The organism is Streptomyces sp. NPDC093261 (assembly GCF_044753645.1).
Classification (GTDB): domain Bacteria; phylum Actinomycetota; class Actinomycetes; order Streptomycetales; family Streptomycetaceae; genus Streptomyces.
The window spans coordinates 116,176-141,355 of record NZ_JBIVNO010000020.1 but is presented as its reverse complement, the minus strand read 5'-3'; the positions used below and the strand labels follow the sequence as shown (position 1 = coordinate 141,355).

Annotated in this window: 26 protein-coding genes and 4 pseudogenes; 17 read left to right on the top strand and 13 right to left on the bottom strand. The window is 68.2% G+C overall.

All coding sequences use genetic code 11. The annotated features are described in order from the left end of the window. Positions 1-179 precede the first annotated feature (179 nt). The 5 genes and pseudogenes from ACIP94_RS31615 (at position 180) to ACIP94_RS31595 (ending at position 4,992) form a co-directional block, all read left to right on the top strand. Positions 180-731: a GNAT family N-acetyltransferase gene (locus tag ACIP94_RS31615; protein ID WP_402433212.1), complete on the top strand. Its 552-nt coding sequence runs from the start codon at positions 180-182 to the stop codon at positions 729-731. 672 nt (positions 732-1,403) lie between these two features. Further along, positions 1,404-2,327 carry an alpha/beta fold hydrolase gene (locus ACIP94_RS31610; protein WP_402433209.1) on the top strand — a complete coding sequence of 308 codons (924 nt, stop codon included), beginning with the start codon at positions 1,404-1,406 and terminating at the stop codon, positions 2,325-2,327. 771 nt (positions 2,328-3,098) lie between these two features. After that, positions 3,099-3,215: pseudogene (locus ACIP94_RS31605) on the top strand (DUF664 domain-containing protein); the annotation flags it as partial. A 145-nt stretch (positions 3,216-3,360) separates the two neighbouring features. Next, complete coding sequence (locus tag ACIP94_RS31600) at positions 3,361-3,489, top strand: hypothetical protein (RefSeq protein ID WP_402433206.1); 129 nt, start codon at positions 3,361-3,363, stop codon at positions 3,487-3,489. Positions 3,490-3,825: 336 nt separating this feature from the next. Continuing rightward, positions 3,826-4,992, top strand: a complete 1,167-nt coding sequence (locus tag ACIP94_RS31595; RefSeq protein WP_402433203.1) for an AI-2E family transporter — start codon at positions 3,826-3,828, stop codon at positions 4,990-4,992. A 56-nt stretch (positions 4,993-5,048) separates the two neighbouring features. On the opposite strand, the gene ACIP94_RS31590 is transcribed toward ACIP94_RS31595, so the two are convergent. Both ACIP94_RS31590 and ACIP94_RS31585 read right to left on the bottom strand, forming a co-directional pair. Next, entirely contained in the window at positions 5,049-6,014 is a 966-nt protein-coding gene (locus ACIP94_RS31590) for a hypothetical protein (RefSeq protein WP_402433200.1), read from the bottom strand. A 580-nt stretch (positions 6,015-6,594) separates the two neighbouring features. Beyond that, on the bottom strand, positions 6,595-6,804 hold the full coding sequence (locus ACIP94_RS31585; RefSeq protein ID WP_402433261.1) for a hypothetical protein: 210 nt from the start codon (positions 6,802-6,804) through the stop codon (positions 6,595-6,597). Between the two features lie 74 nt (positions 6,805-6,878). Here ACIP94_RS31585 and ACIP94_RS31580 point away from each other — a divergent pair, with 74 nt between their 5' ends. Then, on the top strand, positions 6,879-7,082 hold the full coding sequence (locus ACIP94_RS31580) for a hypothetical protein (RefSeq protein ID WP_402433258.1): 204 nt from the start codon (positions 6,879-6,881) through the stop codon (positions 7,080-7,082). A 501-nt stretch (positions 7,083-7,583) separates the two neighbouring features. Here the strand turns inward: ACIP94_RS31580 and ACIP94_RS31575 are convergent. Further along, positions 7,584-8,372 (bottom strand): amidohydrolase family protein, encoded by a 789-nt coding sequence (locus ACIP94_RS31575; protein ID WP_402433197.1) that lies wholly within the window; start codon positions 8,370-8,372, stop codon positions 7,584-7,586. Between the two features lie 102 nt (positions 8,373-8,474). Between ACIP94_RS31575 and ACIP94_RS31570 the strand changes: the two genes are divergently transcribed. Together ACIP94_RS31570 and ACIP94_RS31565 are read left to right on the top strand one after the other, a co-directional pair. Then, entirely contained in the window at positions 8,475-8,867 is a 393-nt protein-coding gene (locus tag ACIP94_RS31570; RefSeq protein WP_402433194.1) for a MerR family transcriptional regulator, read from the top strand. A 368-nt stretch (positions 8,868-9,235) separates the two neighbouring features. Next, a complete protein-coding gene (locus ACIP94_RS31565) occupies positions 9,236-9,685 on the top strand; it encodes a recombinase family protein (RefSeq protein WP_402433191.1) in 450 nt (149 codons plus the stop codon). A 94-nt stretch (positions 9,686-9,779) separates the two neighbouring features. On the opposite strand, the gene ACIP94_RS31560 is transcribed toward ACIP94_RS31565, so the two are convergent. Then, positions 9,780-10,706, bottom strand: a complete 927-nt coding sequence (locus tag ACIP94_RS31560; RefSeq protein ID WP_402433188.1) for an NAD(P)H-binding protein — start codon at positions 10,704-10,706, stop codon at positions 9,780-9,782. Between the two features lie 200 nt (positions 10,707-10,906). Then, positions 10,907-11,152 carry a hypothetical protein gene (locus ACIP94_RS31555; protein ID WP_402433185.1) on the bottom strand — a complete coding sequence of 82 codons (246 nt, stop codon included), beginning with the start codon at positions 11,150-11,152 and terminating at the stop codon, positions 10,907-10,909. 152 nt (positions 11,153-11,304) lie between these two features. Here ACIP94_RS31555 and ACIP94_RS31550 point away from each other — a divergent pair, with 152 nt between their 5' ends. The 3 genes from ACIP94_RS31550 to ACIP94_RS31540 all read left to right on the top strand — a co-directional run bounded on the left by ACIP94_RS31550 (position 11,305) and on the right by ACIP94_RS31540 (position 13,167). After that, positions 11,305-11,856: a TetR/AcrR family transcriptional regulator gene (locus tag ACIP94_RS31550; RefSeq protein WP_402433182.1), complete on the top strand. Its 552-nt coding sequence runs from the start codon at positions 11,305-11,307 to the stop codon at positions 11,854-11,856. Positions 11,857-12,060: 204 nt separating this feature from the next. Next, complete coding sequence (locus tag ACIP94_RS31545; protein WP_402433179.1) at positions 12,061-12,840, top strand: hypothetical protein; 780 nt, start codon at positions 12,061-12,063, stop codon at positions 12,838-12,840. Positions 12,841-12,861: 21 nt separating this feature from the next. Beyond that, positions 12,862-13,167, top strand: coding sequence for a hypothetical protein (locus tag ACIP94_RS31540; RefSeq protein ID WP_402433177.1), 306 nt, complete (start codon positions 12,862-12,864; stop codon positions 13,165-13,167). Positions 13,168-13,302: 135 nt separating this feature from the next. On the opposite strand, the gene ACIP94_RS31535 is transcribed toward ACIP94_RS31540, so the two are convergent. Then, the gene (locus ACIP94_RS31535; protein WP_402433174.1) at positions 13,303-13,638 is read right to left on the bottom strand and encodes a hypothetical protein; all 336 of its coding nucleotides are present in this window, start codon (positions 13,636-13,638) and stop codon (positions 13,303-13,305) included. 283 nt (positions 13,639-13,921) lie between these two features. Next, complete coding sequence (locus ACIP94_RS31530; RefSeq protein WP_402433172.1) at positions 13,922-14,086, bottom strand: hypothetical protein; 165 nt, start codon at positions 14,084-14,086, stop codon at positions 13,922-13,924. A gap of 377 nt (positions 14,087-14,463) precedes the next feature. Here ACIP94_RS31530 and ACIP94_RS31525 point away from each other — a divergent pair, with 377 nt between their 5' ends. The 3 genes from ACIP94_RS31525 (at position 14,464) to ACIP94_RS31515 (ending at position 17,795) form a co-directional block, all read left to right on the top strand. Next, positions 14,464-15,048 (top strand): RDD family protein, encoded by a 585-nt coding sequence (locus ACIP94_RS31525; protein ID WP_402433169.1) that lies wholly within the window; start codon positions 14,464-14,466, stop codon positions 15,046-15,048. Positions 15,049-15,052: 4 nt separating this feature from the next. Beyond that, positions 15,053-15,859, top strand: coding sequence for a hypothetical protein (locus ACIP94_RS31520; protein WP_402433166.1), 807 nt, complete (start codon positions 15,053-15,055; stop codon positions 15,857-15,859). A gap of 640 nt (positions 15,860-16,499) precedes the next feature. Next, positions 16,500-17,795 (top strand): hypothetical protein, encoded by a 1,296-nt coding sequence (locus tag ACIP94_RS31515; protein ID WP_402433246.1) that lies wholly within the window; start codon positions 16,500-16,502, stop codon positions 17,793-17,795. 276 nt (positions 17,796-18,071) lie between these two features. On the opposite strand, the gene ACIP94_RS31510 is transcribed toward ACIP94_RS31515, so the two are convergent. Then, positions 18,072-18,512, bottom strand: a complete 441-nt coding sequence (locus tag ACIP94_RS31510) for a DUF6233 domain-containing protein (protein WP_402433164.1) — start codon at positions 18,510-18,512, stop codon at positions 18,072-18,074. 110 nt (positions 18,513-18,622) lie between these two features. Here ACIP94_RS31510 and ACIP94_RS31505 point away from each other — a divergent pair, with 110 nt between their 5' ends. Together ACIP94_RS31505 and ACIP94_RS31500 are read left to right on the top strand one after the other, a co-directional pair. After that, positions 18,623-19,108 (top strand): hypothetical protein, encoded by a 486-nt coding sequence (locus tag ACIP94_RS31505; protein ID WP_402433161.1) that lies wholly within the window; start codon positions 18,623-18,625, stop codon positions 19,106-19,108. A gap of 770 nt (positions 19,109-19,878) precedes the next feature. Further along, positions 19,879-20,877 (top strand): polysaccharide deacetylase family protein, encoded by a 999-nt coding sequence (locus ACIP94_RS31500; RefSeq protein ID WP_402433158.1) that lies wholly within the window; start codon positions 19,879-19,881, stop codon positions 20,875-20,877. 666 nt (positions 20,878-21,543) lie between these two features. Here ACIP94_RS31500 and ACIP94_RS31495 read toward each other — a convergent pair. Beyond that, entirely contained in the window at positions 21,544-22,197 is a 654-nt protein-coding gene (locus ACIP94_RS31495) for a transposase (RefSeq protein ID WP_402433155.1), read from the bottom strand. 293 nt (positions 22,198-22,490) lie between these two features. On the opposite strand from ACIP94_RS31495, the pseudogene ACIP94_RS31490 reads away from it, so the two are divergent. Further along, positions 22,491-23,075 (top strand): annotated as a pseudogene (locus ACIP94_RS31490) (IS5 family transposase); the annotation flags it as partial. Positions 23,076-23,111: 36 nt separating this feature from the next. On the opposite strand, the gene ACIP94_RS31485 reads toward ACIP94_RS31490, so the two are convergent. The 4 genes and pseudogenes from ACIP94_RS31485 to ACIP94_RS31470 all read right to left on the bottom strand — a co-directional run. Next, the gene (locus ACIP94_RS31485; RefSeq protein WP_402433152.1) at positions 23,112-23,876 is read right to left on the bottom strand and encodes a MerR family transcriptional regulator; all 765 of its coding nucleotides are present in this window, start codon (positions 23,874-23,876) and stop codon (positions 23,112-23,114) included. Between the two features lie 258 nt (positions 23,877-24,134). Further along, positions 24,135-24,599, bottom strand: a complete 465-nt coding sequence (locus tag ACIP94_RS31480; protein ID WP_402433149.1) for a GNAT family N-acetyltransferase — start codon at positions 24,597-24,599, stop codon at positions 24,135-24,137. After that, positions 24,596-24,718 (bottom strand): annotated as a pseudogene (locus ACIP94_RS31475) (IS256 family transposase); the annotation flags it as partial. The pseudogene ACIP94_RS31475 and the gene ACIP94_RS31480, both read right to left, overlap by 4 nt. A 3-nt stretch (positions 24,719-24,721) precedes the next feature. Then, positions 24,722-24,883, bottom strand: a pseudogene (locus ACIP94_RS31470) (IS256 family transposase); the annotation flags it as partial. Positions 24,884-25,180 lie beyond the last annotated feature (297 nt).

Sequence of the window (25,180 nt, the reverse complement as noted above, 5' to 3'; positions counted from 1 at the left end):
GGGGGGGCGCGGTGTTTGTCTGGCCCCCCCCGCCCGGGGGCCCCCGGCCCCCGCCGGGGGCGGGGGGCGGGGGGCCGGGGCCCGCGGGGGGGGGCCCACGCCCCGGGCGGCCCCGCCCTCTCCTCCCCCCCAACCACCCTCCGCGGGCCGAACGGCCCTGTCTCCTCGAGGAGTTCGTCATGACACCCGTCCTGCACACCGATCGGCTCCAGTTCAGGCCGTACCGCCCGGAGGACGAGGACGCGTTCGTAGCACTGCTGCGCAACGAGGAGGTCCGCCACTGGATGGGTCAGGACGAGGTGCCCGAGGCCGAACTCCGGGCGCTCTTCCGCGCCATCCTCACCGACGTCTATCCCAAGCGCCTCTTCGACGTGTGGGGTGTGTGGCAGGAGGACGTGTACATCGGCCACGCGGAGGTGAAGAGAACCGGCAACGTGGACGGCCACGAACTCATCACCGCCCTCGCCCCGGAGCACTGGGGCAGGGGGCTGGGCAGCGAAGTGGTCCGCGGCCTGCTCCGCTACGCCGCCGACGAACTGGGGGTGAAGGAGGCCTACGGCATGGTCGGCGCGGAGAACACCGCCAGTCTGGCGCTGTGCCGCCGTCTCGGCTTCCGGCATCTGCGGGACGTGGTCGGTGACGACGGCTCGGTGACGAAGGCACTGGTGATCTCGACGACCGAAGGATCTTGGGGGTCAAGAGCCTGTCCCTCGGGATGCCGTGCTTGCTGAGCGCATCGAGCTGGGAGTCGAGTTCCTGCCCGAGCGCCGAGCAACGGGCGTATCCGTGCGGATGTCCGCGCTCGGCAGATCCGGGTCGATGGGCGCCGGGGGCGGGGTGCCTGGCACCAGGGCCGGCCCTGGCCGTGGTCGGCCGGGGCCGGCACCCGCACCGTCTTCGCGAGTCGGGGCACCTTGGTCAAGCGGCGGGTGTGGTAGGCGGAGGCTACGGCGCCGCCGCGCGAGCGACAGGGTGAGCCGGGCTGTGCGTCACACTTCGGACAGGTGTGCTGTTCGACGTCGTCGGCGTCCGACCGGCCGGTTGGGAGGTTGCTGAGGGGCCGTCATGGGCCCGGATTCTCGCGCACAATGCAAGTCTCAGAAAGGGGTGCAACCCAATTTTGGGTGAGAACGGGTTCTGAGAGCCAAGCCAAGATCAACGAGGGTCCGGCGGCCCGGTTGTTGATCTCGCCCCGACGAAGGACCGTTTGTGAGATTCCAGGGGAGGGGCGCCGGAGATCTGAACGATGGCGGTGGGGCTACCCCCACGCCCAAGTGGGGGACGAGCACCATCGTCACCGGCGGCGCAGTCGATGAAATTGGGATGCAACAGAAACGTAGGCCAGATCGAGGTCACCGACCGGCGATCCCAGCCCCTACTTCATCATGTTGGGAGGGCGTCCCATGATCAACCCCGCCATCCGGTCCAGGCGTCTGCGGCACACCGCCCTGGCCCTGGCAGCCACCGTGGCCGTGGCCGGCGGACTCGCAGCCTGCGGCACGGACGCCGCGGCAAAAGCTCACCCAGCCGCCACCTCGTCCCGGGCCGCGACGACCGCGGCTGTGCCATCGCCGGGGCTGCACATGATTACCGCCAACGGACACAAACTGGCGTTCTACGTGACACCCGGTCACCTCCCGGCCATCGTCCTAGACGCAGGGGGCGGGCTCGACGCGTCGTACTGGAAAAAGATCGTGCCCACTCTCGCCAAGAAGACCGGCTCCGAAATCGTCACCTACGACCGCTCCGGTGAGGGCAAGAGCCCTTACGTTCCCGGGCCGTGGAGGGCGCAGAACGCTGCTTCCGACCTTGCGGCGGGACTGACACAACTGAACGCCACCAAGAACGTGATCCTGGTGTCGCATTCCCTTGCCGGGGAGATCGCCACCTACTACGTCAGGGACCACGCGCACTCCGTCGCGGGGGCGGTCCTGGTGGACGCAAGCCTCCCGCAGTTCTTCACCAAGAGCGAGACCGAAAAATTCGCCGCGGTGAACCAACAGCGGATCGATGCGCTCAAGGGTAAGCCGCTCACTCCAGCGACGCGTCAACTCCTGGCATTGGCCGACCACTACGGGCCGGTGCATCTCGCCTACCACAAGCTGTCCTGGCCCACGAATGTCCCCGCCACCGCGATCGTGTCCTCCCAGACCCCGTTCCCCACACCCGTTGACGCGCAGCTGTGGCGGCAAGCCCAGCAGGAGTTTGTCAACGCCGCACCCAACCGCCGCTTGGCCATGGCGGACCACAGCTCGCACGACATCCCGATCGACCGGCCCGATGTCGTCATCAAGGCGACGCAGGACATGGTGAACCAGGTCCACTAGCGGGCGAACCAGTCGTCCGGACCGGCCGTGCAGCCCGGAAGTCGCCGGGCCGTGGCGAGGCGGAGGGCGGCACGGAGTCCCGCGTCGTCATCAGGATGACTGCGGTCGCTGCAGTCCCCGGAGGCGTGCCGGTCATCCTCCCTGTGTAGGAGCCGTTGCCGGAGTACGTCTGCTTGATGTCGACGTATCCGTTCGCGCCGCCGCCGACCTGGGTCCGCAGTCGGGTCCGGTGAAGGACGAGAGGCGCTGCTGTTTCGGCGCTGGCCTGGGCCGGGATGGCGGCGGCGAGACCTGCACTCAGGGACAGTGCGGCGCCGGCAAGCCCGATCCGCTTGCACACGGTAGTGATGGCCATGCTGTGTCCTTTCGTTGTTGATATGGGTGCCTGGACACCAGCAAGGAGGACGAACACCTGGCCCATTGCGGCGCTGACCAAAGAAGGCGCCCCGAGTTTGCCCTCCAGTCACGGGCGTGCGTAGCGTGGCGGGCCATCGCACCGCGTCCACGGGGGAGGCGGACGCATGCTGGGGGTGCTATCGATGCCGGGGCGTCCGGAAAGCCCACTCGATCCGGGCGAGGGGCCGGTGCAGCGTTTCACTGCCGAGCTACGCAAGCTGCGCGCGGAGGCCGGCAGGCCGCCGTACCGGGTGATGGCACAGCGCACCGGGCAGGGAGCGAGCACCCTGTCACAGCCGGAGGTGAGCGGCTGCCCACTTTGCCGGTCGTCCTCGCGTACGTGCGTGCCTGTGGCGGTGATGCGCCCCAGTGGGAGGCACGCTGGGAGTCTCCCTGCGCTGGATCATGGTGCACATGATCGAGGAATACGCACGTCACAACGGTCATGCCGACCTCATCCGGGAGCAGATCGACGGAACTACCGGCGCATGAGACGTGCTTGCGCGGTCGGAAGGACCGCGCAAGCATCCGGCTCGCCTTCTCAGCCAGGCATGCACATGGCCTTCGAAGAACGCCCCCTGACCTGCGGTGGAAAACACCCGGTGCACTGCCTTGGGAGACCTAGCGCCGACGCAACATGATCGAGCGCTGCTTCAACCAGCTCAAAGGCTTCCGCGGCATCGCCACCAGACACGAGAAGACCGCCACCTCCTACCAGGCAGCGGTCACGCTCGCGTCATTCCTGCTGTGGGCAAGATCCGTTTGAAGACGGACCCTAGCCGACCCCCTCGTACCGCTTTCGTCCGGGCCGCCGCCCCGGCGGTGCCGAGCGTCCCTGGGCTCTCCGGCCTCGCGTAGCGGATGACGGGGCATCAACGCGCCTACTTGGCAGGGAATTCGGGCGAGGTGCGCCTTCCCGCTGGGCGGGAGGGTGGAGGCCCCTCGTCCATTTGCAGGCGCCGCCGGTGTGAGGCCCGGGGGAGCGGGAATTCGCAGTGCGTGAGACTCCCGGGAATCCGCTGGTGTGCGGAAAGCCTGGACACGGGGCGTGGCCGGGTACCGAGATCCTGAACCGTGCGGCACGCGAGGAGGTGAGCTGCTCATGGCACGCGGCTACGGCGCGCCCGGACGACGCCGTGCGCGGACGGTGAGAGGCCCGGCCGCCCGCACGCCGTCCGATGCCGCGCGACTGCGGCGTACGGGCCGGGACGGAGGCGGACGCGGGAACGCGCGGCCGGGACTCACCGTGCGGAGCGGGTCCTGGGTGCGGGCGGGATTCGGCCTGGGGCTCGGCGCGACGCTCGCCTGGCTGGCCGTGCACACGGTCCTGCAGATCGGCGAGCTGCTGACCCTGTTTCTGGCGGCCGTCTTCATCGCCATCGGTCTGGAGCCACTCGTGGCCCTGCTGACCAGGCGTCGTATACGGCGGGGCTGGGCGGTGTTGATCGTTCTCGTGGTCTTCGCGCTCTGCCTGGCAGGGTTCGTCGCGCTGATCGCCCAGCCGGTCACGGACGAGATCGGGGCACTGACCAAGGCGATCCCGAGCTGGTTGACCCAACTCCACGACCGGCACACCTTCCTCGGCCACCTGGAGGACCGCTACCACCTGATCTCCAAGGTGCGCTCCGCGCTGTCCTCGGGTGGCTCGAGCGTGCTGGGCGGGCTCCTGGGCGCGGGAAAAATGGTGCTGAGCCTGATCACGTCGGCCGTCATCGTGATGGTCGTGACCATCTATCTGATGGTGGCCCTGCCCGTGATCAAGCAGTTCTGCCTGCGCTTCGTCGCCGCCGGCAGACGCAGGCGGGTGGAGGCGGTGACGGACGAGATCCTCACCCGGACGGGCCGGTTCATGCTGGCGAACCTCGCGACGTCCGGCATCGCGGGTCTGGCGACCTTCGCCTGGTGCGCGGCGGTCGGCGTACCGTACCCGGCCGCCCTGGGCTTCTTCGTCGCGCTGATGGACCTGATCCCCGTCGTCGGCTCGACGATCGCGGGCGTGGCCGTGAGCCTGGTCGCCCTGTCGGTCTCCCTGCCGATCGCCGGTGCCACAGCCGGTTTCTACATCGCCTTCCGTCTCGCCGAGGACTACCTGATCATGCCGCGTGCCATGAAGTACGCCGTCGACGTGCATCCCGTCGTCACCATCGTGGGTGTTCTCGCCGGTGGAGCGCTGCTGGGCATCATCGGCGCCCTGGTCGCCGTGCCGGCCGCTGTCGCCATCGGTATCCTGCTGGACGAGTACGTCTTCTCGCGGACCGACGCCTCCTGACAGAAGGGGCCTTGGCCGCAGACCCGCTGCGGCCAAGGCCCCTTCCGCGTGTGGACTCAGACGGACCTGAACCAGCAGATGTCGATGAAATCGCCGGGGTCGTCGCGTATCGCCATTTCTCTGGCGATGTGATTCAACACCTCATCTTTCGACATGCTCCATGGAATCAGGTCCTCGTCTGCGTCGGAGTTGGGTTCCCCTACCTCCACACCTCGTTCGATCATATCTGAGACGAGTCTCAGTGTGGCTTGCTGGATCTGGTCTTCTGCATTTTCTGATCCGACGACCTTTTCGGCCGCATCCCGGACGATGTCGAAGTAGACCAGGCTCTCACGGGTGTAATTCACGATATAGTCAAGCTCTTGTGCGTACGTCTCTTCCGGCACAATCACAGACTCCCGACACTTGCTGCGTGACCAACCTGGGGTGTCCGGCCCGGTTGTTCCGCACCCCGCTGTGTACCCGCGAAGGCCGCCCGCCCATCTCGGCAAACCGATTCCTGCAGGTGCTTGCACCAAGGCCGCGTCATCCGTCGCGACGACCGCCGGGCGCGGCGTCAACCTCACCCGGCGGCCGCTTCGGTGTGACTCGGCGGGCACGCCACTGTTCAGGATGGCCCTGATCGTTGCGATGGCGCCCCTGTCGGACAGCGCGACTGTCACGTTCCCGCAGTGCACATAACGCGCGGGCTTCTGATGCAAGAAGACCAACTCAACGCGACCGGCGGTCCGCACGAATCCCAGGTCCTCGACGACCGACACCACCGAGGTGCTGTACGCCGTACCGTCCGGACCGTGCGTCGGCCCCCATGGGGCACGATCGACGACCGGGGAATGATCCTGCGTTTCCTCGAGGGAGAGGGGGTCGGTTGCCTCGGCCTGCCCGGGCTCCTCGAGGACGATCGCCTGCACCAGCATTCCGGTAGCGGGATCGACCTTCAGCTCGACCTCTCCACCGCTGGAGCCCGTGATCCTCAGATACAAGGGGGTGTCCGCAGGGCGTGGCTCCCAGGTGACCTTCATGGGGATCCAGGGATCGCTCTCCGAACTCACCCCTGCGCAGGTCAATGTATCAATTACTCGGATCATGTGGATCGCCAATCATTCTAGGGGTAGGGCGTGAATCCATGCGGGGAGTTGTCCCTCACTCCTCGGGGCACTGAACTTCAGTTCCCATCCACCGGCCACCACTACTTTATCAAAGGGGATACCGCCCTTTGCGGCCTCGCTTACCGCTGCCTGCAGACTTTCGAGCTGCGCCCGAGTTGCCAGGTCTATCTGCGCCTTGGTCGAGCCTTGTTTGGCCATGTCGACATGTATTCCGCGATATGTTCGGTTGCGTTTCTGTGTACCCAGACGTTTGCCTCGTCGGCACTGAGCTCGAAGGATTTCGGCAGAGCGCTTCCAGGGTAGTTCGGCTGTGTCGCCTTGACTGCCCCCAGATGGGGCGTGATTCCTTGACCGCACCTTCGACTCCCTTCGCGATCCTTGCGGCAGCCCCGAGTTCGCCGACGGCGGGGAGGACGCCCATGGCGGCGGAGGCGCATGTGCCGAGGGCGGGGTTGTTGACGCAGTCCTTGATGTCGTTGAGGCCGAGGAGTTGTCAGGTGATGGCGGTCAGGGTCGGGTCGGGTGGGGTGGTGTCGACGACGAAGTCGCCGGGGGCGAGTGCGCAGGGCAGGTAGCCTGCGATCTCGTGGTTGGGGCTGGGGGTGCAGACCCGCGGTTGCTTCTTCTTCGCTTCTGCTTGGGCCTTGCGTGCTGCTTCGGCCTGTCGTCGGGCTTCGGCCTGCTGGGCGCGGCGCTTGTCCATGGTGATCTGCCAGGCCTGGGAGGCCTGGGCTTGCGCTTCTTTGGCGCTTTTGCCGGCGGCGATTGCGGAGTCGTGTGCGTCGGCTGAGCCTGGTCGGCCTGTTCGGCGGAGGAGCGGCGTGGGTGGGGTCGAACTGGGCCTGCGCCGCGGAAGCGGTGGCGTTGTCGGCGTCGCGGTCGGCGGCGTCGGCGGCGTTGCGGGCGGTGGTCGCGGACCGGGCGGCCTGGTGGGCCCAGTTCTCGCCGCTGGTGGCGGCGGTGTCGGCGTCGTGGGCGTAGCCCTGGGCCTGGTGGGCGGAGTTGGCGGCTTGGTCGGCTGCCTTCTTCGCGTCGGTCGCGGCCCTGTGCGCGTCGGCCGCGGCCTTGGCGGCGAGCCGGCTGTTCTGGCGGGCCGTGGCGGCGATGCCGGACGCCTCGGCGGTCAGGCGCTGCATCTGCGCGTTGTGGGTGGCGGCGAGCTGGTCCTTGCGGTCGGCCATGTACCGGCCGACCTGGAGGAAGTCGTGCAGTTCGTCGGCTGGACCGGACAGGGCGATCTTGGCGGCCGCCTGCACTTCGGGCCCGTCGGCGTTGACCAGCTTCGACGCGGCGACGCGTTCGTCGTCGTTGCGGGCCGCGTACCGGCCGTTGGCGATGGACGGAGCCAGCGCCTTGGGGTCGTTGGTGGCCAACGCGGCCTTGGAGGCTTCCTTGACGCCGGGTCCTCCCTGCACCGCTACCTCCAGGCGTAGTAGCAGTGCGGAAACCGTGGGGCGGCCCGACGTCGAGGAGGGCGTCGGTTCAGAGGATGCCCAGGAGCTTGCCCAGGGTTCCTCCCAGCACCCGGTCACGTACCTCGCCGGGAGGGGTGACCCGTTCGATGGTGGTGCGGGCGAGCACCGGGTCACCGTAGGGGGCGTCCGAGCCGAACAGTGTCCGCTCAGGGATCTCACGGATCGCCAGCCGCACCGCGAAGATGATGTTGGCCGTGGACATTTCCAGATACATGCTCGGCGTGTCCCGCACCAGTTCGATGGCCTCCATCCAGTACATCCCACCGAGCTGGCTGACCACCAGTGGAACCGCCGGGTATCGCGCGGCGAGACGGGACAGGGTGCGCAGGTCTTCCGCGGTGGTGGGAGCGAAACCATGGACAACGACAGGCAGCCCGCCATGGTCATGCGCCGCGGCGAGCACGGGCTCGATCCGGGCAGCCTCCCCCGCGGGAGGCGTGAGTTCCCCGAAGCCCCGCAGTCCGCGCCCCACCACCTCGCGGTCGATCAGGACCGCGATGTCCTCCTCGGGCAGGTCCAGCGGCACGGAGCCGAACCCGATGAACCGGCCCGGGTGCGCGGCCAGGGTCTCGTGCAGCTCCGCCCAGGCGGTGCGGTAGCCGTCGACGCTGTTCCCACGGCCCGCCAGGGCATTGTCGAGGACGCTCATCTCGCGACGCAGCGATACGAGATCAACAGCCCGTTCCGGATGCGGGCGGGTACCGAAGAGCACCGCGCGATCTACTCCCGCATCGTCCAGGGCGGCAAGGTGGCTTCCGACCGGGTCGTGGACATGGCTGTGGGCATCAATGATCACAGGTTCCTCCGAAGGAGAGCGGGCCGCCGGAATGCGGCAGGGCGGACCCACTGTTGCTCCTTGACACCGTTGGAGGGTCAAACCCGAGAGGAAGAACAGACTGTGCTCATCGGAGAACTGGCCAAGTGGACCGGGACCAGCGAACGCCTCCTGCGCTACTACGAACGGGCAGGGCTGCTCCGGCCCGGACGCCAGCCCAACGGATACCGAACCTATGACGAGACTGCCCCCGCGACCGTCCTGCGGATCCGGGCCCTCCTCGCAGCGGGACTACCGACCCGCATCATCCGCCAGATCCTTCCCTGCACCAACGCCGAGGCCGCCGTACTGCCCTGCCCCGGCGTCCTGGACACGCTCCGCGCCCAACTGCGCACCCTTGATCAGCGATCGGCCGAGATCAATGCAGCCAGGGATGCCCTGCTGCAAACCATCACCACCGCCGAGACCGCTACCGCGTTTACCGAGACCCGAGCCCCAGCAACGGGCGGGCCGTGAGCCCGACACTCACACCGGCTCAGAGATCCGCCGCCGGCGCGTGCAGGCGACTCTGCTCATTCACGCAGACGACTTCAGAAGCTGACAAGGGGGCTGAGGGTCCGTCATGGGCGAGTTTGCGCACCATGCAAGTCACAGGAGGGGGCCCGTCCCGCTTTCGAGTGAGAACGGGTTCTGCGAACGAATCCGGGATCAGAGGGAGTCCCGCGGCCTGTGATTGATCTTGCTCGTGCAAAGGAACAGTTGCGAGAGTTCTGCGAGAGCCCCGAAGTCGATCACGTTTCCCCAGGTTGCGATTCGCAGAAGTCCTCTCAAAACCGGGGCAGTGGATCTGACGCAAGCTCAAGCCGTAATCGCGGTAGAACGAAGTGATTGCCCGCAGTGTGAAGCCGCGCCGGGAGTCCGTGCCGCACCCGCGGCGGGAGACCGCGACGAAGTACCACACCGCCCGCTTCATCCTCGTCCCCGCGCTCCGCGGGGAACTCGACGTCCTGGTGCCCGAAGACCGCGGCCCGGGACGGCCGTGGAAGCCGGGGCCGCCCGTCGAGGCTCAGCCGGCCGCCGCGGCGGCCAAGCCGATCCGGATCGGGTACGCCCGCTGCTCGACCGCCCAGCAGGAGTTGCAGAGCCGGCTCGACGCGCTCGAACCGGTCTGCAAGCGGATTTTCTCCGAGAAGATCAGCATGCGCGTGAAGACCCGGCCGAAGCTGGAGGAGGCACTGACGCTGGCGTACGACATCAAGGAGGCCGCCCCCGACCAGGAGGTCATCCGCACCGTCCGCGAGCTCAAGCGCCTGGCCCGCAACGCCGCGAGCTGATGACCCTCTCCGGCCAGAATTCGCCCCACCGCGCCCCGCCCTGCGACCCTGGGTGCAGGGGTTGGAGTCCGAGGCCATTCCCCACGAGCCAAGATCACGGCCGACGCTGGGGCTGCGGGGCCGGTGTGTTGCTCAGGAGGTGGTTGATCCCGAGCGGGGAGCGTCCGAGGAGTTCGGTGATGTCGTTCGTGGCGCGGTCGTAGCGGTTATCGCGGTGGAGTCGGGCCATGGTGGCGATGTGTTCGAAGACGTGGGGTGGCAGGTCCGCCTTCTTCAGGTCGTCTTCCAGCCATTCCTCGTAGGGCACGTCGACGTAGGTCACGGTTCGGCCCAGGGCGGTGGAGAGTTCGGCGGCGATGGCATTCATGTCACGGGACCGTGCGCCGGTCAGTTCGTAGACCCGGCGGGATGGCGGGGTCGGGGCGAGCAGGAGGTGTGCGATCACCTCCGCCACGTCGGCCGCGGCGACCGGAGAGGTCCGGGCGGAGCCGAACGGGAGACGGATCGTGCTGTCACGCTGGACCGAGGCGGCTGCGACCCGGGCGAAGAGCGGGTTCTCCATGAACACCGTGGGCCGCACGTGTACGACCGGCGCCCCCGACCAGTCGAGGACATGCTCGGACAGCCAGTGCAGTCGCTGCTGCCGGGATTCGGTGGCGCTGGTGAGGCTCATCTGCGACACCGTCATCTGCGACATGCTCACCAGCAGATCGAGGCCGTCACCCTCCTGGATGGCCGCCGCGACCGTTGTGGCGGCCTCCAGGTAGACGGGGGACACGCTCATCCCGAAGTAGGCGCGGCGGCAGCCCGAGAGTGCGTCAACCACGTCGGCGCCGCGCGTGAGGTCGCCGACCACCACCTCCACCCCGTCCAGGGCCCGCAGCGCCGCGGCCCGCTCGTCGTCGTGATGCACCAGGGCCCTCACCGGCACACCGTTCGCACGCACATGGTCGAGGACCATGTTTCCGACTCCGCCGACTGTGCCACCGACTCCGGTGACAAGGATGGGGCCTGCGCCCATGTCGATCGCCTCCTGTTGTTCGGACGGGGTGTCCGGTCGCTCGGGGATGTCCGGCCTCGGGTTCTGTCGGTCGCCCCGGCGTCTGCCGGCCGACGCCTGGGTGATGTTTGTCCGCAAGGCCTCTTGCCGTACCGGATTTCCAGGGCGGATACCGTGGAAGGGCTTGCGGACGTGGGCCCACCTGACGTTCTGATGGCTGGTCATGAGCCGGGGGCGAGCACCATCCGGAAGCGCGCCTTGCCGGTCAGCATCTTCTGGAAGGCGGTGTCCACGTCGTCCAGTGGCACGGTCTCGGTCATCGGCCGGATGCCGTGCAGGACGCTGAAGGCCATGGCCTCCTCGACGTCCTGCGCGGTGCCGGCCGGGTGGCCACGCAGGACGTAGGCGCCCGTGAGCATCTGGGACGGGGTGACGCCCAAGGCAGTGGTGTCGGCTCCGATGGCCACAGCGGGTTCATAAGCCACGCGAGCGGGGCCTCGGTCCTGCCGTGAAACGGTGCGGAACACCTCGGGCTCCTTAAGGCCAAAGTTTGTGCGTTAGATTCACGGTAGACTCGGAAGCCCATTAATGCCAAGTGGTGTGCGTTACGATGCGGTGCATGGTTGCTGAATCGTCCCCGCGCCGGCGCACCGGTGGCCGCAGCGCCGTGGTGCTGATGTCCATCAGGAAGGCCGTCGAGGAACTGATCGCCGAGCACGGCAGTGACGCCGTCACGGTCCCGATGGTCGCGGAGCGGGCGGGAGTCAACCACTCCAGCATCTACCGGCGGTGGGGCGACGCCCGCACCATGATCAACGATCTGGCGACCTACCGGCTCGACCCGGATCGCGGTCTCCCCGACAGTGGGGACCTGCGCGCCGATCTGACCGCGTGGGCACAGGAATTGATCACCCATTACAGCAAGCCGGTGAATGCGGCCCTGCTGCGCGGCGGGGCCGCTGCGGCGGGCGAGAGCGAGTCGGACTGCCTGCGTGACCGCCGGGCGGAAGCGGCCGCCTTCGCCGGTCGGCCCGGCAGTACCTTCACCGACGACCAGATCGTCGACAAGGTCGTGGCTCCCATCATCTACCGGGTGATCTTCCTGCCCTGGACGCTGTCCGAACTGGATGTGCGCAGATACGTCGACGACCTCTGCGACAGGTCCGCCTGAGCCCCACTTCCCTGTGGGTGGCTGCCGCCGTCCGGCCGGGAGCGCGTCCTGAGGCTGTGCGGCGTCCGCGCGGGGTGGGATGCGGCTACCGATCGGCCTCCTTGAAGCACAAGTCTTTGCGTTAGCACTTCGCTGGTGCTAGCCTCAACCTAACGCACAAGTCCGTGCATTAAGGGTGTCTCCTTCCCGTCGGGAGAAGTGAAAATGCCTTCGACCCAGCCTCTGCTCCAGCCCTACCGGATGCGTGACGTCCCCCTCGACAATCGCGTGGTCATGGCCCCGATGACGCGGTCGTGGGCCCGCAACCGCGAACTGCTGCCCACCGAGTCGCATGCCGAGTACTACGCGCAGCGGGCGTCTGCCGGTCTGATCATCTCCGAGGGTGTGTGGATCAGCCCCGAGGCGGTCGGATGGCACGACGTGCCGGGTCTGTTCACCGACGAGCAGGTTGCTCATTGGAAACCGGTGACGGACGCGGTCCACGGTGCGGGCGGCGTCATCTTCGCCCAGCTGTGGCACACCGGGTCCGCCTCGCACCCCGACTTCTTCGACGGCCGGCCGCCGCTCGCGCCCTCGGCCGTGAACCCAGGACTGCTTGCCCCGACACCGGCCGGCCGAAAGCCCACCACGGTGCCCATGGCCATGTCGGAGCACGACATCCGAAGGACGATCAACGACTTCGCGACAGCCGCCCGCAACGCCATGGCGGCAGGGTTCGACGGCGTCCAGCTGCAGGCGGGATTCAACTACCTGATCAGCCAGTTCCTGAACCCCCGCACCAATGTGCGCACGGACGACTACGGCGGTTCGATCGAGAACCGCTCCCGGTTTCTCTTCGAGATCATCGAAGCTGTCGGCGAGTTCGTAGACCTGCGGCGTGTCGGGGTGAAGGCCGGGCCTGCCTGGTCGGAGAGGGGAGAGTTCGTCGCCGGGGCCGACGCGCTGGCGGACAGCGAGTACGTGATCGGACGCCTCAACGACTAAGACCTGTCTCATCTGCTGCTCATGGGGATGATGGCAGATCCCGCCGGAGGGCCGTTGGAAGGGCTGGCCGGAGACGAGATGTTCCGGCACTTCCGGAAGGTCTACCAGGGCACCGTCATCGCGAACGTCGGGATCGACCAGCGCCAGGGCAACGCCCTCCTCGCCGACGACCTGGTGGATCTCGTCGCCTACGGGCAGCCGTTCATCGCCAACCCGGACCTGCCGGCACGCTTCGCCTCCCACGCGCCCCTCGCCGAACCCAAGCCCGACCTCTTCTATGGCCCGGACGCCGCCGGCTACACCGACTATCCGCCGCTGCAGGGCTGACGCAGAGGACAAACCGGGCGCTGGGCGGGACGGCCTTCGACTTCAGGCCCAAGTGCCGAATAGCAGAGGGCCGGCTTGCTGGGGAACTCCGTCTCGCCCTCAGCGGAGCCTGACGGGAGGAGCACCTATTGACCGTCAGCTGGTCTGGCGGATCGAGGCGCCGACGAGGATGCCCTCGGCCACGGTGTAGTTGCCGGCATACGTCTTGAGCGTGCCGTCGGTCTGGGTGCCATACAGGACGGCGTGGACGCGGGAGGCTCCAAACCCGCTGATGGTGCCGAGCGTGATGCTCTGGGTGGTGGCGAACCCGGCCACCCACCGGTCATAGGTCGTCCCGGCGATGTTCGAGCCGCCGAGCGCCCAAGCGGCCGCATAGTCGTGATCGGTGATGTCCTGGTAGTACTGCGAGATTACCGCCGAGGCGTTGGTCAGATGCGGTCGAGGGGCCGCCGGGGGCGCCGTCTTGGGCATGACGGTCGTCGTGGCCGGCGCCGCAGACGTCGGTGTAGGGCTGGCGGTTGGGGCCGTCGTGGGCGACACCGAGGCCGGCACGGTGCGGGTCACGGTAACGGCCGGTGCTGCCCCGGAAGCCGTTCTTGCGGAGCAGGCGGCGAGAGGCAGGACAGCGAGCAGAACGACAGCCGAGACGATACGGCGCACGGGCCCCCCTTGGGCGGTGTGGAAGTTGTTACGGACACCGTGACATCTGTGCACGGCGCGGTCGGTGGTTTTGGGCGGAACGGGCGGCCGGGGATCATGCCGGGTCGGTGCCGAGGGCGGTTTCGGTGTCCTGGCCGCTCCAGCCTTGTTTGGTACGCCACAGGACGTGGACTTCGAAGATGTCGTGGAGGGTGTCGGCTGCCGCCACGGTCCCCCTGTCGTCGGCGAAATTGCTGAACACATATTGACTGCTCCCCATGCACCGGAGAGGATCTTCACATCTTCGACACGGCAGCGGACCCCACAGCGCGCCACGAACCATTGACCCTGGAGTCCGGATTGCCTTGCCCTGCTTGCGGAATGCCGTCACGCCACGCCGACGACCGGTTCTGCGCCGGTTGCGGGGCTCCGGTCGCTCCTCCTGCACAGGCGCCGCCTGAGGGGACGGTGCCGCCGCCCCGGCCGTGGAGTCTGAGCAAGGACAGCGGCGACGCGACTGTGCCACCTTGGAGGGCAGCGCCCCCGCCGGACGCTCCCGCGCCGGCGCCCTGGGCGTACACGCCTCACGCCGGCACCCAGCCCGGTGAGGGCCTCGGCGCCGGTGCCGGCAACGCGGGGGATCCCTCGGCCACTTCCGTGGGCCCCGGAGCGTATGGCGGCGTCGGCTCGTACGGCGGCCCGGCCTCCGGCCAGTGGCACGTACCTCCCCCCAGGGGGGCGGCGTACGGCTTCCCCACCTCCCCGCAGCCACCGTCCGGCAGCGGATTCCTCACCGGAACGGCCTGGTTCGGCCCGCCGCTGGCGAACTGGGGACAGCGGGCAGGCGCATTCCTCATCGACTACCTCGCTGCGATCGTGCCGCCGTTCATCCTGTTCGTCATCGGTATTGCCTCGGCGCAGACGCTCGGCGCCGGAGTGGTGCTATTCCTGTTGCTCGGCATTGCCTGGTTCTTCGGGTATGTGATCTATCAGGTCGTCGGCGAGGGACGCACTGGGCAAGGGCTCGGCAAGCGGGTGGTCGGCATCCGTGTCGTCCGCGAGAGCGACGGGCAGCCCCTCGGGGTCGGCCAGGCCTTCGGCCGCCACCTGCTGCACATCATCGACTACCTCCCTGCGGTCGTCATCGTCATCCCCCTCGGCTACCTGTGGCCGCTGTGGCACAACAAGCGGCAGACCTGGGCCGACATGGTGCTCGGCAGCGTCGTGCTGTCGGACCGGTGACGTCATGAACCAGTTCGGCCGACCGCTGTACTGTGCCCGCTGCGGCCAGGCGGGCATCTCCACACCAGGTCGGCCATGCCCGGTGTGCGGCATCACCCACTGGCTTCCCGACTTCGGCCGCATCGACCAGGTCGGCCATCCGGAAGCGGCCCTGGAGACATCGCTCGCCCAGTTGCGCGGGGAGCAGTCCGCCGCCGAGGCGACCGCCCGCGTGCTGGCCGACCCGTACGCACCGGACGGCTCTCCCCTCTCCATTGCCCGCTCCATGCTCTACGGCTGGCCGCATGACGACCCGCCGCTGCATATCTGCGGCGCCAACCTGCTGGCGATGACGACCACCGCCGGCCCGCTCCGAGGCCTCTTCGGCGCGCTCACCGTCCCCCTCGGCCCGGCCGCGGTCACCCTCGGCGCCGGCCAGGCCGGACAGCTCGCCGACCGGCAGCAACTCTCCCCAGTGGATGCCGGTGCCATGGTGCTGAGCCTCGGCACGATCGCCTATTTCGGACGCATGCAGCGCTGGTCGATTCCGGCGGGTGAGTTGCTGGGTTTTCAGCCGCAGCAAATCGCCCCGCAGGTTGTGCGAGTGGTCCTGCACACCGCGCAGGCCGCGCAACCGGCCACGGTGGACGTCCTGCACGACGGGCACTCTCCCAATGCGGCTTTCTACCTCGAATGGGCTCAGGCCCATACGAACAACCGGCTTTCCGAGTTCGAGCGGCGGCTCGACGCCCAATTGGCCGCCCTCCGCACCGCCAACACCGATGCCCGGGACCGCTATGCGGCCACCTCACCGGTGTACCGTCCGGGGTGAGCCGGACGGGCGGCCCAGCGACCGTAGGCGCCTTCGTCATGCGGCCTTCGCGGCTCCTTCCCGGCACCCCCTCGTGGCCGGGGGACCGACTGCAGGCGCTCCATTACGGGCACGCTCCTGGCCTGACGACCCCGGGCGCCGCCCCACGCAGTGCGTCACCGAACTCCGACCGCCGGACGCGCACCACAGGCTGGCCTCGCGACGTGCGGCGGCCGGTTTGCTCCCTGCGGAGTCCCGAGCCGGCCCGGGCCCTTGACGTGTCGGCTGCGCTGTCTTCAGCAGCCCGGCACCTTCCACGCCCCCAATCCGTCAGTGGCGGTTGTTTTGCTGCCACACCCGAACACCACCACTCGCTCGTCGGCGCCGGGTCCATCAACGGGCGAAGACGACGAAGCTGAAACGGAAGAAGCCGACCAGGGGTAGCACCATTTCCCGGCGTCGACGTACCCGGTACGCGCCCAGGGCGGTCGCAAGTTCCGGGATCGCGTGGATTGACTGTGATCAGCGCAGGTCAGAGACACCCTTCCGTTGTCAGATCGTCAGTTCACCGGCAGACAGCGCCCGTAGTTGAATACACAAGCTTCATGCCGTTCTTGTCGGACGTCAGCCGTAGGCTGTTGTTGGAAAACAAGGGGAGATGATGACTGAGGACCGCAAGGCAATCGTTCCGGTGTGGACGCTGGCGACCGGTGACGTCCGGGTGCCCGCATTGACCGGAGACGAGCCGATGACGGCTGAGCGCTTGGCTGAACTGCGCAGTGTGCTGGCCGTCCTGGCCGACGAGCCGATTGCCACGCTTGAGGTGCATCCGCTGCCCGACAAGCTCGACCGCAGCCGAGGTATCCCGCTCGATGCCGCGAGTCCCTTGGCACAACACCTGTCGCAGCTCATCACGCAATCAGCGCGCAGTTCCTCTGCGGCGGCTACGGCGACCGCTGCCGGCGAAGGCCTGTATCGCATGGTGGTTCCGGCGAAGGTCGCCGCCCAGCTCGGTCAGGGCATCATTCGCCCGATGGCGTCGAAGGCGGCGGCCGGTGGCATCCACAGTGCACTCGTGAACTCGACGGGCATCGCCGCCCAAGCGACGTTCGTGCCAGTCGGTAAAGCGGCAGCAGCAGGCGCAGTCGGTGGAGCCGGCGTCGCGGTCGCCGGGAGCGCGGCGCTCACCGTGGCCGCGCCGCTCGTGCTCATGGCCGTAGCGGTGGGAGTGAGCGCGCATGCCGACTACAAACGCCAGCAGGCCATCGAACACATCACAGAACTGCTGGAGCAACTGCACGAACAGAAGCTCGATGACGAGCGCAGCGAACTCGACGGCTGCCGCGATGCCGTCGACAAAGCCACCGCCATTCTGCTCGACCAGGGCAAACTCGGTGTCTCGCTGGGACTGGACTCGGCAGTGCATGCCATCAGCAAGGCGCTGGCCGCCGCTGACCGCCGCCTTGCCCAGTGGCAGAGCGCACTCGACAAGCTGCCCGACGGCAAGGCCGTCGAGATCGACACGCTGACCGAGTCGTTCCCCGGCGTCGACGACCATGGCGGCACGTTCCGCGCCCACCTCGAGCTCGCCGCCTTGGCCATTGCGCTGAAGCGGCGGGTCATCGTCCTGCAGGCCGTCGAGCATGCCCAGAGCGACCCAGGCAACTCGTTCGCGAACTTCGCCCGCGCACTCAAGGCCGACCAGCGGCGCCTGGACAACCTGGAGTCGAGCATCGCCGGTGTCCTAGAACGCCTGTCGGCGCTGGAGCTGGCACGCCCGCAGGGTCTGTGGCCCGTCTTCACGACCGGTGAAGTCGATCGCCTGATGCACGCGGCACACCGGATTCACAAGCTGGGCGACGGCGTCATGGTCAACAGCCGCACGACAGACGTGGCGATTGAGATGGCCCGCGACAAGGACGGCTCGGTGGTCGTCTTCCCTGCGCTGCCCACGTAGACGAAGGCGCGCTCGGGGTCTGTACGGTCTTCGGCTCTGTCCCGTAATCGGTGGTTGCGCTGCGTTGCGGTCAGTGCAGGAGGATGCGATGGCGGAGGCTCTCGACCATGGAACCCATGGCTTCGAGAACAGCGTTCTGGGCAGAGAGGGAGCCAAAGACCGCATCGCCCTCTGGGGTTTCTCCCAGTAACTTGGTCAAAGCCAAGCGGGAGGCCCATCGTCCCTTGCTCCGTGTGATGTCGGCCTTGATCGCGTCCGCTTCTGCGGAGTGTTCCGTCAGGTGGAGGGATTGCCCGGGTGATCCCTGTGCGCTGTTCGACGGCGAGGGGATGGTCGGTGGGCTCGAACTCGACGCGGGGGTGCTAACCGACCGGGCGGGGTATGGACATGCGTCTTGAGGTTGAGGGTCGCGCTCGAGTAGACCGACAGGTCGGTGGTGAGCCAGCCGAAGGACGGCTTCTCAGTCTCGCTGCCGGGGATCGGGGTGCACCGACGGGTGTTGCGCGGCGTCGCCGCCGAGCCGGGCCGCCGCCGGGGCCGGTAAGTCGAGGATGTGCAACCGGGTGTCGGGCTGACAGTGGCTGTACGCCCGCGTCCTGTAGCGAGCAGTCGGCGGGCTTCCTCGCGGCCCACTGCGCGGCGTCGCTTACCCGCCATGCGGCAGTCACCGGAGTGAACCTGGACGGGTGGCTGGCCCGTGCCGACGCCGAGTTCCACGCTCCAGTCCGGAGGCCGCTGGCGCTCGTGCGGCAACGGAGGCCGCGTGGACCTTAGGAGTCGTGCGCCGTCGTTGACGTTCGAGTCGATCGGAGTGAGAGCATGGTCAAGTGGACGTAGCGACGCAACTGCGCAGCCTCATAGGTTCCTTGTCACGGGGAAGCAGCCGCTTCGGCGGTGTGGTCGCCGGGGACGGCACGTGTGTTCCGGACCTTGTGCGGGAAGTGGCCGCAAAAGCGGAACGGGCCTGGAAGGATTCGGCCGCAGCGGGGGCAGTCGGTCCTGACACACCAGAAGAGGTCAAGGAGGCGCTCTCGCAGATCAACGGTGAGCGCGCTGCGGAGCTCCTGACCTACCTGGCGGCTGAGGACCTCGTGTACCCGGCTACGCCATGCCGCGACCGCGACCATGTTCACCGAGCGGCTGAGCGAGTCGTGAGTCTGCTCGGCTACCACTCTGCTTGGTACACGAACATCAGCGACCTCTCGCCCCGGGCACGCGCGTGGGACCCGCTCACCCGGCATACCTTCGACGGAGTCGTCGCGGGGATCGGCAATGGCTTCGCCGTGACGTTGTTGCAGGTGGGGGAGGACTGAGCATCCGGCCGGGAGAAAGTGTGGGGACGTCCGCAAGGCGTTCCAGGAGCCGGCTGAGTGCGGTCTGGCGGGCCGCCCCTGACCTGCCGGGTGGATCAGAGCGTGTTCACCGGGGGCTTCCCGTACGTGCGGGCCGTGCGCTGTCGGCCCCCGGTTTCGGAGGGAGCCGGCGGTGCCTGCGTTCCGGACGGAACGAAGAAAATCACACACGCCTCGAAGCCCTCCCGGGCATCCCATTCCACACCACCCCGGTCCGCAGCCCTCCGCACAAGGCGAAGCCCGGCCGGTCAACGTGGCAGCACCTGCCGGCCGACGCCGACACCCCTCACGGGCGACTCCGCGGTGCCGTGTCGTGGACCCAGCGCACGGGGCGGTGGCCGGGCCTGATTGTTGTGCGCGCACCGGCCTGCGGACCGGTGCGAGGTATTTCGCATATGGGACATTTGTCACACCGGGGATTTCGCGGGGGTCTGGGGTCTTCGGCGATGCTCTTCTACGATGGACCGATATCAGGCGCAAAGCGGATGTAAGTGACGGTCCTGCCGCGGGGACCATCGTCCGTGAGCGGGCGAGGAGGCCCGCGCTGTGACAGAGCGCGGTGCAGTGTGCGACAGGGCCCCGAGCGAGCACCCGCCGCACCCCCGCGGGGAGAACGGCCACCGGTCCCCTCACTCGTCCCTCTGCGCGCCCCATCGCGACCATCACCAATCCAGGCGCCGCGCCGCGGTGCCGTCGGAGGGAGAACTGTGGCATCGGCCAGGGCCAAAGCGATGACAGCCGCCGCGCTCGTGGCGACACTCGCCGGAGCCGTCCTCACGGCATGCGGACCCCACACCAGTACGAGCACGTCGGCCCAGGCGGCGCCCTCAGCCGCGTACCCGTCGGCGTCCGCCCAGTCGCCGACCGCGCCGGGTTCGGCGTCGGACAACCCGACCCCGTCCCGGGGCGTGCCGCCCTCAGCCGCGTACCCGTCGGTGTCCGCCCAGTCGCCGACCGCGCCGGGTTCGACGTCGGACAACCCGACCCCGTCCCGGGGCGTGCCGCTCACCCCCTCCCACAGTGCGCCGCTGTCGCCGCCCAACTCCAACTCCACCACCGCACCCGGTGCAGCCGCCTCCCCGGGCAGCTCCGTCATCGGCAAGGCGCCCGGCGGCGGGCCGCTCGCCGACCCGTCGATCTCGCGGGGCGCGGCGGGCGGCGGCAAGACCGTGGCGCTGACCTTCGACGACGGCCCGGACCCGCGCTGGACACCGCAGATACTGGCGCTCCTCGCGCAGCATCACGCGAAGGCCACCTTCTGCGAGATCGGCCCCCAAGCCCAGCGGTTCCCGTACCTGACCAAGGCGATCAAAGCCGCCGGCGACCGGCTGTGCGACCACTCGGTGCACCACAACGAGCAGCAGGACCGGATGTCCGTCGACTACAACACGCACGAGATAGTCGACGCCCAGCGGGACATAGCCGACGCCGCCGGGGCCGGTACCAAGCTCTGGTACTACCGCGCACCCGGCGGTGACTTCACCCCGTGGATCCGCGCCATCGCCGCCCAGCACGATCTGAGGCCGCTCGGCTGGTCCGACGACGCCAACGACTGGCGGCGCCCGGGGGTAGACGGCATCCTGCGCAACGTCGACCAGAACCTACGCCCCGGCGCGGTCATCCTGATGCACGATGGCGGCGGCGACCGCTCGCAGACCGTGCAGGCACTCGCCCGCCTCCTGGATCAGCTCGACGCCCAGGGTTACAGCTACGGATTCCCCGTTGTATGACGCAAGGACCCTCCGCACCGCCGCCCGCGTACGTCCGTGCCGGCGCCGCGGTCCGGGTCAGGAGGCACCCGCCCGCAGCCGAGCGGCCAGTCCGCCCCTCATAGTCAGGCGACGCGGGGCAACCGACGCTCTCTTCGCCCCTGGGAGCCAAGGAGACCTCTGCCCTAGATCAGCCGCCCCTCCAGATCTTCGCCCTGCACACGCGGCATCGAAGGCCACTCCTGCGGGCTGCTGAGCGTGCGCTCGGCAGCACGCGGGCAGGCATCCCTGGCCTGACCACCGTTGCCGTCCCGGGCCACGGAGTAGACCAGCCCGCGCCCCGGGCCATGCAGACGTCTGGCCCGGCTGTGGGGCGCGAAAGGCCTGTTCGGTGTCGCCTATGCCAGTAACGCAGGCGGGGCTGGGCGGGAGCGGGCCGACCACGCTGATGCGGTGGGTGCGGGCGGCGGTGTCGAGTAGTGCGACGCAGGTGGAGCCGCCGTCGACCAGGTGCGTGGCGGGCAGCAGGCGGCGCCGCTTGAGCCGGTCGTGGATGCCGGGCACTGCGGTGCTGTCCGCGGTCGGAACGGTGGTGGCGACATCCGTGATGACGTTGACGCCCTTGTCGTCGCACGTCTCGGTGACGTGGGCGAGGTAGCCGGTCCAGCGCCGGTGGCCGCGGCGCAGTCAGCGGGCCTGCAGGTCGTACGGCGACTCGATCCGCACCCGGACGGGCGCAAGGCCATCCTTCTCCTCGGTGCGTGGCCGCACTTGTCCGCGGGCGTCGACGAGGAAGTTCTGCACCATGATCTGGCGCAGTGCCTCCATCGCGCCTCCGCCGGCCGGGCAAGAACGGCGGGACCGGTCCAGGAGTCCGGCGGCGTCGACGCCGGCCTGCTTCAGCCGCGCGGCGGGGTGGCTGGGCTGGCTGACCAGGCGGACCTGTCGCCCGTAGCGCAGTGCCCAGTCCTCGGTCACCAGACCGTCCAGCAGTTCCGGGTGGGTGCGGGCGGTCTCCTCCAGCGCGGTGCGGACCGCCTCCAATACGAGTTCCAACCGGGTCAGCTCACGCACCGAGGCGAGCAGGTAGGTGGAGTCAGTGCGCTGTCGGCTCCGGGCCTTGACCAGGCCCGCGTCCTTCAACCGGGCCAGCGCGAGATCGAACAGGGCGTCGGCGCGGCCGCCCTCGGCCAGCCGCTCGCGGAAGTCCGATAACACACTGTGGTGGAAGCCCGGATCGTCCAACTCCAGCGCGCAGGCGTACTTGAAGTCGATGCGGCAGCGCACCGCCTCGGCGGCCTGCCGATCCGAGAGGTTCAGCAGGAACTGCAGCACGCTCACCGCGGCGGGTTGGGCCGGGATAACCCTGGTCGCCCGTCGCGCGGGTACCAGGTGGCGAAGTCCTCGTCACGCCACAGTCCGTCCAGCCGGTCCCGTACCCACATCGCGGTCGTCCCCGCGGATTACTCGCTCGCGCCACCTGCGCGGTCAGGGACGGGACTTGCTCACCGGAACGGGGGCGCAGCGACACCGACTCACCTCGTGCAGACGAACGACCTTGGAAACCAAGCCGAGCCTGCCCGACGACCACGCCGTCCCGCCTACGAATCCCAAGATCGCCGACGGAGTCGCTCATTGACTCGACGACCTGCCGGGCCCATCAGCATGCCGCCGGGGCTCGAAGGCGTCCGCCGCGAATTCCAGGGAAACGGATCCCGCCGGCTCAGCATCGCCCCGACGAGGCTCTCGGCCGGTCCAGGGGAGGTCTGACCACGAAAATTCATCTCGCCGGAGACGGCGGCTGCCGGCCCCTGGCGGTGCTGATCACGCCAGGTCAGTGGGGCGACGCACCTCAGTTGATCCCGGTCCTTGAGCGCGTTCGCGTACCACGGCCGGGTGGCGGTCACCCGCGCACCCGGCCTGATCACCTCAGCGGCGATAAGGCGTACTCATCCCGTCGTAACCGCCGGTACCTGCGCAGGCGCCAGATCAAGCACACCATCCCCGAACCGAGGAACCAGCGGGCCGACAGACAGCACCGTGGCAGCCGGGGCGGTCGGCCCACCGGCTTCGACAAGACGCTCTACGAACGCAGGAATGAAGTCGAGCGAACGATCAACGCCCTCAGGGGCTTCCGTGCCGTAGCCACCCGATTCGATAAGAGGGCATACATCTTCCAAGGCACCGTGACCGTCGCAGCCGTTCGCCTCTGGCTGCGCTCATGCCCCGCCACACGGCCCTTTAGGCACGTGCGGTCAGCTCAGCCGGGCATCGGCGTACACGGTCATCGCATCGCGCTGGTAGACGGCTAGACCTTCGGCGATCTTGTCGAAGTTGGCCCGCATCTGCGGGTCGTCGACATAGGTCTGGCCCACTCCCTTGTACGCGGCCGCGGTCGGGGTCCAGAACCTGCAGATCTGCTGGTAGTTGGCGTCCACCTCGGCCTGTACCGCGGGGTCGGAGACCGGTGTGCCGGCCACCATGAACTCCGCCATACGGATCATCTGCGCTGTCACCTCACGCTGCCAGCGCTCCGTGTCCTCGGAGGTCATCGCCTCGACTGCCTGCCGGGACTGCTCCCACGCCTGCGGCCACCGCTCCCGTACCTCGGCCTCGGCCTCGGAGGGAGGCTGGAACCCCTCGAACAGGTTCTCCGGCTTGTTGATCTTCGTCATCTTCCCGTTGTCCCTACCTTCTTCCAGTTCGGCGATGGTGCGGCCGACCGTACGGGCCAGCCTCTCCAGCCGGTCCCGTTCCGCGAGCAGCCGTTGGTGGTGCTCACGGAGCACGGCCACCTGGTCGAGCTGGCTGTCCAGGACCGCCTGGATCTCGCGCAGCCCCAGGTCCAGCTCCCGCATCAGCAGGATCTGCTGCAACCGCAGCAGATCGGCCTCCTCGTAGTAGCGGTGCCCGTTGCTCCCGATCCATGCGGGCGGCAGCAGGCCGATCTCGTCGTAGTGCCGCAGCGTCCGCGATGTCACCTTGGACATCCGCGCCACCTCCGCGATCGACCAGGCCATGCCGGTACCTCCCTCGCCGGGCCGGTCTCTCCGGCCACACACATGACCGTAGAAGTTGCCGCAACGGAAAGCGCAAGCCCGAAACACTGTTGGACAGACACCAGGGCCTGACCCGTCGGACAGGCCCTAGTGGCGCGTTTCGTGTACGACGACGCCTTTCAGATGTCCTCGACGCTCCGTCCCGCGATGCCGTTCAGCCTTTCGTCCAGTGGGTGCCGAGCGATCGTCAAGACGTGTGGATCAGGTGATCAAACATTTTCACTCGTTGGTCTGCCGATGGGTGAAGCGCATTCGAATCTTCCTGTTGTTCTCCCCGTGCCGGGCCACCTCCCGGAATCCGTGCCGCCGGTAGAAGGCATGAGCACGGGTATTGATCACGAGCACGTCAAGGATGAGGTGCTGGCCCCGGCGGGCTGCGGTATCGATCAGGGACTGGATCAGCTGGGCACCGATGCCTCGCCCTTGGTAGTGGGGATGGAGTTCGATCCGTCCCAGGTAGACCTCGGTCGCACGGTACTCGACGACCAAAATGCCCGCGTCGGCCCCGTCGACGGTGATGACCTGCCATCGATCGGGATCGAACCCGCGCTCATGATAGGCGCGTTGATCTTCATCGTCCCAGCCCCAGATCGCCGCAACGTAGTCGCCCATGGCGGCCTTGTGGAGCTGAAAGCAGAACTCGCTGTCGGCCGGGGCAGCCGGTCGCAGGGCAACGGCGTTCATGCGGCGATCACTCCAGGACGTTCGATCGGCCGGCCGCGTTCGAAGCGGGCTCCGGCGCGGACAAGGGCAACGAGATGGGGTGCGTTCACGGCCCGCCAGCGGGCCTGGGCGGACTCGACGGGGTGGCCGCTCTCATCCCGTTGGTCGGCCAACTCGGCTATGCAGGTGTCGACTTCGGACTGTAGCGCGGCGGCCGGCATCTGCCGGGCATCGTCACGGACGATCTCGTCGCTCAAGGAGGAGCCGTTGGCGGTGGTGCTGTCAGAGTTGACTCCGCTGAGCACGGGCGGGCCCTCCTGACCGGTGCTGCGAACACCGGCCTACTCGATACCAGACGATCGATCACTCGGGACGGTACGCCCTTTGCGTGCCCTCCCCAGGTGATCCACAGGAAATGAGCATTGCTCGTGGGCGCCACCGGTGGTGATCGACGTCGGGGCGGTCAGCAGTGACCGCGACCCGCACGACGTTCTGATGGCGTCCCGCGTGATGGTGTAGGCGATCACCGTGCGGGTGTGCGCGGGCGGGTGCCCGGGGCGTGCATCCGGTGACGGTCTCCGCTCCCTGCGCATGAGGCAGCC

Coding starts and splice junctions, on each gene's coding strand:
- ACIP94_RS31615 (WP_402433212.1), top strand. CDS start 180: ATGACACCCGTCCTGCACACCGATCGGCTCCAGTTCAGGCCGTACCGC.
- ACIP94_RS31610 (WP_402433209.1), top strand. CDS start 1,404: ATGATCAACCCCGCCATCCGGTCCAGGCGTCTGCGGCACACCGCCCTG.
- ACIP94_RS31600 (WP_402433206.1), top strand. CDS start 3,361: ATGATCGAGCGCTGCTTCAACCAGCTCAAAGGCTTCCGCGGCATCGCC.
- ACIP94_RS31595 (WP_402433203.1), top strand. CDS start 3,826: ATGGCACGCGGCTACGGCGCGCCCGGACGACGCCGTGCGCGGACGGTG.
- ACIP94_RS31590 (WP_402433200.1), bottom strand. CDS start 6,014: ATGAAGGTCACCTGGGAGCCACGCCCTGCGGACACCCCCTTGTATCTG.
- ACIP94_RS31585 (WP_402433261.1), bottom strand. CDS start 6,804: ATGGACAAGCGCCGCGCCCAGCAGGCCGAAGCCCGACGACAGGCCGAA.
- ACIP94_RS31560 (WP_402433188.1), bottom strand. CDS start 10,706: ATGGGCGCAGGCCCCATCCTTGTCACCGGAGTCGGTGGCACAGTCGGC.
- ACIP94_RS31550 (WP_402433182.1), top strand. CDS start 11,305: ATGGTTGCTGAATCGTCCCCGCGCCGGCGCACCGGTGGCCGCAGCGCC.
- ACIP94_RS31545 (WP_402433179.1), top strand. CDS start 12,061: ATGCCTTCGACCCAGCCTCTGCTCCAGCCCTACCGGATGCGTGACGTC.
- ACIP94_RS31540 (WP_402433177.1), top strand. CDS start 12,862: ATGGGGATGATGGCAGATCCCGCCGGAGGGCCGTTGGAAGGGCTGGCC.
- ACIP94_RS31535 (WP_402433174.1), bottom strand. CDS start 13,638: ATGCCCAAGACGGCGCCCCCGGCGGCCCCTCGACCGCATCTGACCAAC.
- ACIP94_RS31530 (WP_402433172.1), bottom strand. CDS start 14,086: ATGGGGAGCAGTCAATATGTGTTCAGCAATTTCGCCGACGACAGGGGG.
- ACIP94_RS31520 (WP_402433166.1), top strand. CDS start 15,053: ATGAACCAGTTCGGCCGACCGCTGTACTGTGCCCGCTGCGGCCAGGCG.
- ACIP94_RS31515 (WP_402433246.1), top strand. CDS start 16,500: ATGACTGAGGACCGCAAGGCAATCGTTCCGGTGTGGACGCTGGCGACC.
- ACIP94_RS31500 (WP_402433158.1), top strand. CDS start 19,879: ATGACAGCCGCCGCGCTCGTGGCGACACTCGCCGGAGCCGTCCTCACG.
- ACIP94_RS31485 (WP_402433152.1), bottom strand. CDS start 23,876: ATGGCCTGGTCGATCGCGGAGGTGGCGCGGATGTCCAAGGTGACATCG.
- ACIP94_RS31480 (WP_402433149.1), bottom strand. CDS start 24,599: ATGAACGCCGTTGCCCTGCGACCGGCTGCCCCGGCCGACAGCGAGTTC.